Here is an 11481-nt window from a genome sequence, read left to right as displayed (position 1 = left end):
CCCCCTCGAATCGAGGAGGAACCTTCTTATCTCTTGCATGCCGCTCAAGTACTCACCAGTCATAAGCCCTGGGGTACCACTCCATCTTACATTGATGCTTATCCTGCATCCTGTACAATACCACCAGCGAACTGGCTGTTGTAAAGATCAGCATAGAAGCCACCCTGTGCGAGCAGTTCTTCATGGTTACCCTTCTCGATCACGCTACCATTGTTCATCACTAGAATCAGGTCAGCGTCACGGATGGTGGACAAGCGGTGGGCAATGACGAAGCTCGTTCTGCCCTGCATCAGATCATTCATTGCTTTCTGGATATACACTTCCGTCCGCGTATCAACGCTGCTTGTCGCCTCATCCAGAATCAGAATGGAAGGATCGGCTAGAATCGCACGCGCAATGGTGAGAAGCTGCTTTTGACCCTGCGAAATATTCGATGCCTCTTCGTTCAGTACGGTCGAATAGCCTTCCGGTAATGTTCGGATAAAGTGATCCGCATGCGCTGCTTTAGCAGCCTCAACGACATCCGCATCCGTCGCACCTGCACGTCCGTAAGCGATATTCTCCATAATGGTTCCATTAAAGAGCCAAGTATCTTGAAGAACCATGCCGAAGATATTACGCAAATTACCACGTTTCAAGTCCGTAATATTTACGCCATCAATCGTTATCGCTCCATCATTCAGTTCATAGAACCGCATTAACAAATTGATTAGCGTTGTCTTACCTGCACCGGTTGGACCCACAATAGCGATCGTCTGCCCCGGCTGCACGTCAATATTCATATCGTCAATCAGGATAGCGTCTTCCTTGTATCCGAACTTGACGTTCTCAAAGCGAACTGCGCCCTTCGGATCTTCAAGAACCACAGCATTCGTAGTCTCAGGCACTTCTTCCTGCTCATCCAATAGTTCAAATACACGCTCAGCCGATGCAATCGTCGATTGAATGATATTTGCGATATTTGCGGTTTGCATGATTGGTTGCGTAAACTGACGAGCATACTGAATGAAGGCTTGCACGTCACCAATTGTAATCGTCTTCTGTGTTACAAAAATACCTCCAACCACACAGACTAGCACGTAACCAATATTTCCGATAAAGGACATCATTGGCATGATAATACCCGAGATAAACTGAGCTCTCCAACCAGAGTTATACAGTTTATCGTTGATCTCATTAAAAGCCGCCATCGATTCGTCCTCACGGCCGAATGCTTTAACAATCTTATGACCTGTGTACATTTCTTCCACATGACCATTGAGCTCACCTAATGATTTCTGCTGGCCCATGAAATGCTTCTGCGAACGCGAAGCAACCAATTTAATGACGATAAAGCTTAGTGGCAGCGTCACAATAAGGATCAATGTGAGCCACGGGCTGATCGTAAGCATCATAATAATGATACCAACGAGTGTCACAATGGATGTAATCAGCTGTGTAATACTTTGCTGCAACGTTGTACTAATATTGTCCACGTCATTCGTAGCGCGGCTCAAAATTTCACCGTGGGTACGGGAATCAAAATATTTCAGTGGCAGACGTGACAACTTATGATTGATTTGTTGACGCATATCGTATACGACTTTTTGTGCTACTCCAGCCATCAGGTACTGCTGGATATAACCGAATATAGCACTGAAAAGATATAACCCGATCAGTATTAATAAGATTTGAGTAATATAATTAAAATCAATGGATGTTTTGGCCATCACACCTTCAAACAGCTTGGTGGTTGCCTTACCTAAAATCTTAGGACTGACAATACTAAACACCGTACTTAGAATAGCCATGAGAAAAATAATACTTAGCTGAACTCTACGTGGTTTTAGATATCCGAGCAACCGCCGCAGGGAGCCTTTGAAGTCTTTGGCCTTCTCCGCAGGCATCATTTGACCGGGATGGCCACCGGGATGGCGCGGTCCGCCCGCTGGTTTATGACTCTTCTGTTCTTCGCTCATGCGCTCTCCTCCTCTGATAGCTGTGAGGATACAATCTCACGGTACACATCACATGTGTCCATTAGCTCGTGGTGATTGCCAATGCCCGCAATCTTTCCTTCTTCCAGCACAATGATTCGATCTGCATTCATAACCGTGCTGACCCGCTGCGCTACAATGAGGACGGTAGATTGCTCGGTTACATCTTTAAGCGCGGTACGAAGCTTAGAATCCGTCTTGAAGTCCAGCGCAGAGAAGCTGTCATCAAAAACGTAGATTTCTGGATTACGTACCAAGGCGCGGGCAATGGACAAGCGCTGCTTCTGTCCACCCGATACATTGTTACCACCCTGAGCAATCTTGGACTCATATCCATCCTTCATGGTGGCAATAAATTCAGCAGCCTGAGCAATTTCAGCTGCCTTGCGAACCTCTTCGTCCGTTGCATCCTCTTTACCATAGCGGATGTTATCCATAATGGTTCCTGTGAATAGAACTGCCTTCTGTGGAACAAAACCAATTTTGGCTCGCAAAGTCTCTTGCGACATCTGCCTCACATCCACACCGTCAACCAGTACGCTGCCCTTCTCCACATCATAGAAGCGCGGAATCAGGCTAAGTAATGTTGACTTCCCTGAACCTGTACCACCGATGATTGCCGTTGTCTCGCCCGGCTCAGCATGGAATGAAATACCTGAGATTGCAGGATGTTCTGCACCTGGGTAGCTAAACGTAACATCACGGAATTCCAGAAAGCCACGTTCATGCTTGATCGTTTCGGTCTGCACCGGATCTGTAATTTGTGGTTCCATCGCAAGTACTTCATTAATACGAGCCGCAGAGGCCGCAGCCCGGGGAACCATAACGAAGATGATGGATACCATGACCAGTGAGAACATGATCTGCATGGCATATTGAATAAAGGCCATTAAATCACCGACCTGCATATGACCATTACTAATTCGAATACCGCCGAAATAAACAATAGCAATCGTTGCAAAGTTCATGACTAGCATCATAATAGGCATCATGGCAGCCATAATTTTATTTACCTTGATTGCCGTTTGTGTCAAATCAAAGTTAGCTTCATCAAAACGCTTCTGTTCATGTTCGATGCGGTTAAAGGAGCGAACAACCCGAATACCCGTCAAGTTCTCACGTAGTACGCGGTTTAATTTGTCCAACTTAACCTGCATTGCCTTGAACAGGGGTAAGCCCTTCGTTGCGATAATAGCAACGGCACCTACTAGTACAGGAATAACAACGACAATTACCAAAGATAGCTTAGCATCCTTGGATACCGCCATAATGATACCGCCAATACACATCATTGGAGCGCTGATCATCATGCGCAGCATCATCGTAAGTACTTGCTGAATTTGCGTAATATCATTCGTCGTACGTGTAATGAGCGATGCCGTGCCGAGCTTATCAAATTCCTGCAAAGAGAAATGCTGGACATGACTGAACACGCGGCTACGCAAATTTTTACCGAATCCACCTGCTACTTTGGAAGACAAGTAACTCGCAAAGATGGAACAGATCGCGCCGCCTAGTGCAAAGATCAGCATGAAACCACCAATTTTCCAGATATACGGAATATCTCCGTTAACAATACCATCATTGACGATATCAGCCATCAGCGTTGGAAGATACAGATCCGACATCGATTGCAAGAAAACAAGTATAAATACGAACACAATCAGTAGCCGGTAAGGCCGTAAATAACGAAACAATTTCATCATCTTCCATCACCTCCTGTACAGTTCAGATGATCCTCATTCAATTTGTCTTCATTTTCTTCATAATACATATAGGCTTTGGTCAATAGATTAGCAAGTTGGTTGCTATCCTCTTCTCCCATAAACTCAATGAGTCCATCAAAAGATTCCACCATGGCACCCATGACCTTTCGGATAATATGATCACCCTTTTCGGTCAAATTAACACGAACGGCTCTTCGGTCCTCATCGTCCATGGTGCGCTCGATCCATTCTTTGCTCTCGAGCGATTTAATCATTTGAGTCACCGTAGGTGAAGTCACACCCAGCATGGAACTAATTTCGGACACCTTCAAACCTGACGTTCCCTGTTTTTTCGATTTATTGACGATAAACATCAATCTCATTTCACTCATCTTCACACCTTCAATGATGCGTTGACGAAATCCCGCCTTATTAAAGCGCATGATGGCCATCATCAATTTCTTCGCTGTTGTTAATTCTTCTGCTTGTTGTCCATCTGCATCCACAAAGCATCTTGTATTTGGTATGGGCTGCTGATTCTTTTCTTTCATTCTGGATTGATCATCTCCATCCGATTGGTTAGGAAGCCAAATAAATAGGCAACCTATTAAATAGGCTACCTAATTATAAATCCAGACAAATTATGAAGTCAAATGACTACGCTTCGCCATTAGTACCCCTTGCGTAAAAGCAATCCATTCCCTTGCAGCAAAAGATAAATAGCGCTCCTTATGCCATATCACCCCGAGTTGCCACGGGATAGCGGGATCATCTAGCGGCAGTATGCGTATACGCGATTTATTCACTTCACGGCATATTGTCTCAGGCAGCAACGCAATCCCCAGATTAGCGGCTACCATGCCGCTGATCATATCCCACTGCGAGCTTTCATAGATCACATGCGGATGAAAGCCCTCCTTGGCACATTCCGATATAATGCGGCCATGCAGCGTGAAATCCTCCCGAAAGAGCACAAACTTCTCCTCAGCCAGTTCCCGTAACGGAACATTCTCCCGATTAGCCAAACGATGAGAATGATGTACAATCAACATCAAATTCTCCCTGACAAATGAAAACGAATGAAAGATCTGGTCATCCGTCGGCAATACGACCACGCCGATATCTAGTAGGCCATTGCCAACGTCCATCTCCACCTTTTTAGCCCCATCTTCGAAGATTTGCATCGTGACCTGAGGATACTTTTCTCGAAATTGACCGATGACCTCCGGAAAAAAACTGGAGCCCACCATAGGCGGAAGCCCTAAGCGAATATGACCTTTATGTAAATTTTTCAGATCGCCGAGTTCAGCCGATAAGTTCTGAAAGGATTTCACGATAGGCTGAGCTTGCTCAAAAATGATTTGCCCCGCATCGGTCAACACGATCTTTTTGTTTGAGCGATCAAAGAGAATGACACCCAGCTCCTCTTCAATGTTTTTGATCGTTTTGCTAATGGTGGGTTGAGTAATATATAGCGATTCTGCAGCTTTCGTAAAACTTTGAAGCCGAGCGACCTCCATAAAATATTGCAGATGCCTGATGTCCATGCTTACCCCTCCATACTATAGATAAATGGAATACAAACCATTCTATATATGCATTTTACCTATGAAAATAAATGATGTAAAATTTTCATTACTATGAAAGGGGCATGACAACACATGAATACGATGCTGAAAGGAACCCTTCAGGTTGCAGCTTTAATGGTCTTCTCTCTACTCATGAACAGGCTGGCTCTCCTTATACATTCGCCAATACCCGGCAGTATTATGGGAATCATACTTGTGTTTATCCTGCTTGAGACGCATGTCATCCGGCTAGAGTGGATTGAGCTTGGGGCGAGCTGGTTGCTCGCTGAACTGCTGCTATTCTTCATTCCGGCCGCTGTCGGTGTGATGAAGTTTATCCCGATGCTTGAAAGTGATGGGATACGTATCCTGATCGTCGTGATCTTTAGTACATTTATCGTCATGGCCAGCTCCGGACTCATTGCCAAACGCATTGCTAATAGAAAAGAACGGAAGGTGTCATGATGACAGGCCTCATTTGCTTGTTTCTTACGCTTGGAATCTACATGGCAACCAAACGAGTTTACGGTAAATATAACAAAGTTTACTTATCGCCACTGCTGATTACGCCACTTATTGTCGTCGCAGGTTTGATGCTAACGGACATTCCTTATGAATCCTATAATTCGGGTGGTAAATGGCTCAGCAGCTTATTACAACCGGCAACTATAGCATTTGCAGTTCCACTGTATAAAAACTACAAAATATTAAAAAAGCACGCTTACGAAATTTTCGTCAGCGTACTTACAGGATCTTGTATTGCTATGATCTCATCTGCTTTTTTGGCACAACGTCTGCACTTAAGTTCGGCACTCGTCACAAGCCTTGTTCCGCGCTCCGTCACCACACCGATCGCAATGAACGTATCAGAAATCATTGGCGGTGTTCCTAATATGACAGCCGTATTCGTTATTATAACTGGACTTCTAGGTTCGATGATTGGACCACTGGTGATGCGTTTATTCCGAATCGAAAACGAGGTCGCGCGTGGCATCCTATTCGGCACCAGTTCCCATGGTACAGGGACATCGAAAGCTTTTGAATTGAGCTCTATGACCGGAACCATTTCCAGTATTTCTATGATCTTGGCTGCATTATTCACCCTTGGTGTAGCTCCACTGATGATGAACTTGATATTCCATTAGTTCTAATAATCCAAATGTTATATCGTAAGGACTGCAACCGGCATTCCTCGAGTGGCCGATTCAAGCGCAGCACAAGTGACTTGCTGTGTTTTGAACGCATCTGCATAATCTGAACGAATGAGGCTCTTATCTCCTGTGCGCAGCGCATGAATAAACGCCTCATTTTCTTGTATATAAGGTTGATTATTCGCCGTATAGTTCGTTTGTATTCCCGATGCTTGAACGCTAAGTCGCTGTGGACTCCAATCCAGAATCCCCTGATTCGTATAGAAGGATAGGCCAGTCTCGCTGATGTCACTATCGCCTGGTAAGACGCATGTGTTCGAAATATTGGCGATTAAGCCGCTTCGCATCTTAAGTGTTATCGTACCTACATCCGCCACTTCCACGTTGGGTTCAAGCTCATGCTTTACCCGCTTACCATACAACGCATACACCTCATCGACTTCTCCAGCGACATAACGAAGCAAATCAACGACATGTGTCGTCTGTTCAATACATTGCCCACCTGAACCATTTTGCTGTCTCCACCAAGCAACACCGGGCATACTCCCCATCCATTTACCAAGTGCCATGCCAACCTTATGCGTATTAACCATCGCTTTTAATCGGTCTACCGTTTGAGCATATCTAAAATGATATCCTACCGAAGTCAGTATCCCCGTAGCTTCAACTTGTTCAAGAATACGGCGCGGAAGCTCTGCATCTAACCCTAACGGTTTTTCAACGAGAAAAGGGATTCCGCGGCGAATTAGCTCCAATTCGATTTCACCGTGAGACATCGGCGGCACGCAGATGTACACTGCGTCTAGACGCTCTGAATCGAGCATATCCTTCAAATGTCCATATCCCTTAGCTTCATAGTCTTGCGCCATGTGCTCGGCTTTAGAAAGACTTGTACCACAAACAGCCTGAAGCTTGACGCCGTTCATACCCTTAATAATATCGGCATGAACACGGCTAAACCAACCCGTACCGATGATGCCAATGTGCAAAGTCATGAGCATGATCCCACCTCTGAGTGTTTTTTAATTCACTATGCAATATAACGAATCATAACACTTATCAGCTATTTTGAGCGGTTAACAACATAACCTTTCCACTCTTCAGGTAGAAGTCCAAGATATTGGCGCTGTAGGAAGCGGTCATCAATTAGCACCAACACTCCCTCATCTTGTTCCGAGCGGATCAGCCTGCCTCCAGCCTGAAGGACTTTGTTCATACCCGGGTACACATAGGCATAGTCATACCCATTCTTACCCGCCCCATTGAAATAATCCTTAATCAGATTGCGCTCCAGCCCCAGTTGCGGTAGTCCAACTCCAACTACAGCTACACCGTTTAATCGATCTCCTTGCAGGTCAATTCCTTCAGAGAAAATACCGCCCAACACCGCAAAACCTACGAGTGTCTGCTTATTATCAGCCTTGAAGGCCGCTAAAAACCGTTCTCGTTCTTCTTCAGCCATACCTGTATCCTGCACGATGGTGTTCACCTGTGGATACAATTCAGTAAATGGTTCATACACCGCTCGCAAGTACTGATAGGATGGGAAGAAGATCATATAATTACCGCGCCGCTCCTGGATAAGCTCATATAATAGCTCAGTCAGACGATCACGCGTATCCTCTCGGTCACGGTACCGAGTGGACAAAGATTCGATCCGAACATCTAGCTGTTCCTGACGGAAAGGTGAAGGAACCGTAATACTGTAATCCTCCTCACTAGCCCCGAGCATATCCCGGTAATAAGAAAGGGGCGAAAGGGTAGCTGAGAAGAATACCGCTGTGCGAAAACCTTTATCTGCTTTGGCAAGCAAGGCAGAGGGATCTAAACAGAACATTTTGATATAGACGTCATTTCGTTGTACTTCTGCATAGGTAATGTATTGCTCATCATACAACTTAGATGTACGGATGAAATTCTGAGCAGCAAAATAAGTCTCCAGCAGTACTTGTCCCTCCGCTTGGACTCGTCCGGACAATAGCTCCTGCTCTGCCTCACTTACAAACTTTTCAAGCAGTAGTACTAACTCCTCTGGTGACTCCCGTTCAATCTGTTGCCGTTGTTCACCGCAGGCTTTACGTAGAGCGATGAAATATTGATTCACTGCGTCAGACGCTGCTTGTAATCCAGAATTCACACCTTTATACTCACGTTTAAGCTGTAGAAATGCCTGCTTACTTATTCCAGCGGAGAACATTTCCCGTCCACGGTCGACCAAATTATGAGCCTCATCCACGAGTAGTACCGTTCGTTTCTTCTGCTCCTCAAATAAACGTTTAAGTGATACACGCGGATCATATATATAGTTATAATCACAAATAATAACGTCTGCTGCATATGCCGCATCCAGCGAAAATTCAAACGGACAAACGCGGTGCTTTTGGGCATATTGAGTGATGACCGTTCGGTCCATTACCGTTTCATGTGATAAGATATCAATAATTGCTCCGCTAATACGGTCGTAATACCCTTCTCTCAAAGGGCAGTCTTCACGGGTACAGTGATTCTCCTCTTGGAAACAAACCTTATCCTTGGCTGTAATCGTAACCGTCTGTATCCGCAATCCATTAGACTGCATGAGGGCGAATGCCTGCTCCGCAGCCGTACGTGTAATTGTTTTGGCTGTGAGGTAAAAGATTTGCTGTAGCAGCCCCTCTCCTATCGCCTTCACAGATGGGAATAGAGTAGATAGTGTCTTACCGATGCCGGTCGGAGCCTTAGCGAACAGCTTCTTCTTTTCCTTCACCGCCCCATATACCGCACCAGCAAGCTTCCTCTGCCCCTCACGATAGGTGGCAAAGGGAAATTCTAATGCACGTATGCTTTCATCCCTTACAACGGCGTTGTGAAGCCGTAAGGATGCATAAGGGGCATACTGTTCCAGGATCTCCATCACAAATGCCTCAAGTTCAGCTAGCTTAAGCGTACGACGGAACTGCTGCTGTTCACCTGTTGTCGTTCCAACGTAGGTCAGCTGTACATGCATTTGCTCTAGCGCTTGATCCTTGGCATACATATATGCATAGACCTGCGCCTGTGCCCAGTGAACAGCTCGTCCACCCTCTGCCTTCACTTCAGCCAGTGAAACCGTGGATTTAATCTCATCAATCATCCATCCGTCATCTGTCTTGATTAATCCATCGCATCTGCCATCGATGTGGTACACAATGCTACAATAAGGAATGTCCATGCTCAGATATACTTCTTTTTGATCTTCATCTGCATACAGCTTCTGCACCTGCTGATGAATTCTCGTGCCTTCCTGCATGGACGCGTTGGTCCGGAATCCCGTTTCAATACTGCCACTACGGAAAACATATTCAACTAGCGGTCTAACCGGTATTCTAACCTGATTCTGCTTAACAAGGTCTGACAATAAGATCACCCGTTCCCTTTGTATCTTTGATGTCATCTTAACACGCTTAAGGTAAACTACACTAATTTAACCCTTATTTATCCAGTAACATGTCCAATTTGTTGCAAAAACCGTACATTTCATTCATTACCATGCCTATTTAAAGTATTAAAGGGTTGAAGAAAGAGATCGATCTCGTGTATAATTCTTGATTAAATACAGCTTCATGCTTACAGAATGCGTAAGCCTTTCATTTCAAATGCTTCAGCATTCTGTAAGTTTGAAACTAGGAATGGGGAGATAATCCAATGACATTTTTGCATGTAGAACTACCTGCCGAGAAGAAAGCCAAGACTTATGTAAACGAAGTTTTTGAAACTGTATGCAGACGTAACCCTAACGAGAGCGAATTTCACCAAGCAGTCAAAGAGATCCTCGATTCCCTGGTGCCCGTAATCGCTAAGCATCCGAAGTACATGGAGAACAGCATCCTTGAAAGACTAGTTGAGCCTGAAAGACTCATTATGTTCCGAGTACCATGGGTAGACGATCAAGGAACTGTGCGTGTTAACCGCGGCTACCGTGTACAGTTCAACAGCGCAATTGGCCCATACAAGGGCGGTCTTCGCTTTCACCCCTCCGTTAACTCCAGCATTATTAAATTTCTTGGATTTGAACAAATCCTTAAAAACTCACTTACTGGCCAGCCTATCGGTGGCGGTAAAGGTGGATCTGACTTTGATCCTAAAGGAAAAACAGACGGCGAGGTTATGCGTTTCACGCAAAGCTTCATGACGGAGCTATACAAATACATTGGTCCTGATACAGACGTTCCTGCAGGCGATATTGGCGTAGGCGCACGTGAAATTGGCTACCTCTTTGGTCAATATAAACGTATCCGCGGCGGTAATGAAGCTGGCGTTCTAACAGGTAAAGGCATTGGCTACGGCGGAAGCTTGGCACGCCCTGAAGCTACTGGCTACGGAACTGTATATTTTGTAAACGAGATGTTGAAAGCTAAAGGCGAGAGCATGTCTGGCAGCACGGTAGTCGTATCCGGTTCGGGTAACGTAGCTATCTATGCGATCCAAAAGGCAACTCAATTTGGCGCTAAAGTTGTCGCTTGTAGTGATTCCAACGGTTATATCTATGATCCAGAAGGCATCGATTACGAGACCGTTAAACAACTCAAAGAAGTTGAACGCAAACGGATTAGTGAATATGTAAATGAACATCCAAATGCAAAATATATCGAAGGTTGTTCAGATATTTGGACGATTCCTTGTGATATCGCACTTCCTTGCGCTACGCAAAATGAAATTGATGAAGATGCAGCGAAGTTGCTTGTTAAGAATGGCGTAAAAGCTGTTGCTGAAGGTGCTAACATGCCTTCTACACTCGCAGCCATCGACGTCTTCCTAGAAAACAATGTCCTCTTCGGACCTGCTAAAGCAGCTAATGCGGGCGGAGTAGCCGTATCCGCACTGGAAATGTCCCAGAACAGCACACGTTCTGCATGGAGCTTCGATGAAGTGGATTCTAAGCTTCACCAAATTATGATCGACATCTATGAGAACAGTGCCCAAGCGGCTGCTGAATTCGGCTATGAAGGCAATCTCGTTGTAGGTGCTAACATTGCTGGTTTCGTTAAAGTAGCAGATGCTATGATCGCACATGGTGTCATCTAAATTCCAATATAACAAGCAATCCCCAGGCTATATAAAG

9 protein-coding genes are annotated in these 11481 nt (G+C 45.2%); 3 read left to right on the top strand and 6 right to left on the bottom strand.

What is annotated here, in order from left to right:
• Positions 1-98: 98 nt before the first annotated feature.
• The 4 genes from JCM16418_RS19230 to cidR form a co-directional block, all read right to left on the bottom strand.
• A complete protein-coding gene (locus JCM16418_RS19230) occupies positions 99-1958 on the bottom strand; it encodes an ABC transporter ATP-binding protein (protein WP_036652265.1) in 1860 nt (619 codons plus the stop codon).
• The gene (locus tag JCM16418_RS19225) at positions 1955-3682 is read right to left on the bottom strand and encodes an ABC transporter ATP-binding protein (RefSeq protein WP_036652263.1); all 1728 of its coding nucleotides are present in this window, start codon (positions 3680-3682) and stop codon (positions 1955-1957) included. The genes JCM16418_RS19230 and JCM16418_RS19225 overlap by 4 nt, the downstream gene beginning before the upstream one ends.
• On the bottom strand, positions 3679-4233 hold the full coding sequence (locus JCM16418_RS19220; RefSeq protein ID WP_081765511.1) for a MarR family winged helix-turn-helix transcriptional regulator: 555 nt from the start codon (positions 4231-4233) through the stop codon (positions 3679-3681). Before JCM16418_RS19220 ends, JCM16418_RS19225 begins: the two co-directional genes overlap by 4 nt.
• A 90-nt stretch (positions 4234-4323) precedes the next feature.
• Complete coding sequence (gene cidR / locus JCM16418_RS19215) at positions 4324-5229, bottom strand: cidABC operon transcriptional activator CidR (protein ID WP_036652262.1); 906 nt, start codon at positions 5227-5229, stop codon at positions 4324-4326.
• Positions 5230-5343: 114 nt separating this feature from the next.
• On the opposite strand from cidR, the gene JCM16418_RS19210 reads away from it, so the two are divergent.
• Both JCM16418_RS19210 and JCM16418_RS19205 read left to right on the top strand, forming a co-directional pair.
• Positions 5344-5715 carry a CidA/LrgA family holin-like protein gene (locus JCM16418_RS19210; RefSeq protein ID WP_036652260.1) on the top strand — a complete coding sequence of 124 codons (372 nt, stop codon included), beginning with the start codon at positions 5344-5346 and terminating at the stop codon, positions 5713-5715.
• Positions 5715-6395: a CidB/LrgB family autolysis modulator gene (locus tag JCM16418_RS19205; protein WP_036652258.1), complete on the top strand. Its 681-nt coding sequence runs from the start codon at positions 5715-5717 to the stop codon at positions 6393-6395. Before JCM16418_RS19210 ends, JCM16418_RS19205 begins: the two co-directional genes overlap by 1 nt.
• Before the next feature lie 17 nt (positions 6396-6412).
• Here the strand turns inward: JCM16418_RS19205 and JCM16418_RS19200 are convergent, their stop codons facing one another.
• Complete coding sequence (locus JCM16418_RS19200) at positions 6413-7396, bottom strand: Gfo/Idh/MocA family protein (RefSeq protein WP_036652255.1); 984 nt, start codon at positions 7394-7396, stop codon at positions 6413-6415.
• Between the two features lie 68 nt (positions 7397-7464).
• The gene (locus tag JCM16418_RS19195; protein ID WP_052020551.1) at positions 7465-9813 is read right to left on the bottom strand and encodes an ATP-dependent DNA helicase; all 2349 of its coding nucleotides are present in this window, start codon (positions 9811-9813) and stop codon (positions 7465-7467) included.
• A gap of 251 nt (positions 9814-10064) precedes the next feature.
• On the opposite strand from JCM16418_RS19195, the gene gdhA reads away from it, so the two are divergent.
• Positions 10065-11444, top strand: a complete 1380-nt coding sequence (gene gdhA / locus JCM16418_RS19190) for an NADP-specific glutamate dehydrogenase (protein ID WP_036652250.1) — start codon at positions 10065-10067, stop codon at positions 11442-11444.
• Positions 11445-11481 lie beyond the last annotated feature (37 nt).

The sequence above is a fragment of the Paenibacillus pini JCM 16418 genome, assembly GCF_000576305.1.
Taxonomy (GTDB): domain Bacteria; phylum Bacillota; class Bacilli; order Paenibacillales; family Paenibacillaceae; genus Paenibacillus_AQ; species Paenibacillus_AQ pini.
Note: the sequence above shows the minus strand (reverse complement) of the source record. Positions and strands in the feature narration are given on the sequence as shown.

Coding starts and splice junctions, on each gene's coding strand:
- JCM16418_RS19230 (WP_036652265.1), bottom strand. CDS start 1,958: ATGAGCGAAGAACAGAAGAGTCATAAACCAGCGGGCGGACCGCGCCAT.
- JCM16418_RS19225 (WP_036652263.1), bottom strand. CDS start 3,682: ATGATGAAATTGTTTCGTTATTTACGGCCTTACCGGCTACTGATTGTG.
- JCM16418_RS19220 (WP_081765511.1), bottom strand. CDS start 4,233: ATGAAAGAAAAGAATCAGCAGCCCATACCAAATACAAGATGCTTTGTG.
- cidR (WP_036652262.1), bottom strand. CDS start 5,229: ATGGACATCAGGCATCTGCAATATTTTATGGAGGTCGCTCGGCTTCAA.
- JCM16418_RS19210 (WP_036652260.1), top strand. CDS start 5,344: ATGAATACGATGCTGAAAGGAACCCTTCAGGTTGCAGCTTTAATGGTC.
- JCM16418_RS19205 (WP_036652258.1), top strand. CDS start 5,715: ATGACAGGCCTCATTTGCTTGTTTCTTACGCTTGGAATCTACATGGCA.
- JCM16418_RS19200 (WP_036652255.1), bottom strand. CDS start 7,396: ATGACTTTGCACATTGGCATCATCGGTACGGGTTGGTTTAGCCGTGTT.
- JCM16418_RS19195 (WP_052020551.1), bottom strand. CDS start 9,813: ATGACATCAAAGATACAAAGGGAACGGGTGATCTTATTGTCAGACCTT.
- gdhA (WP_036652250.1), top strand. CDS start 10,065: ATGACATTTTTGCATGTAGAACTACCTGCCGAGAAGAAAGCCAAGACT.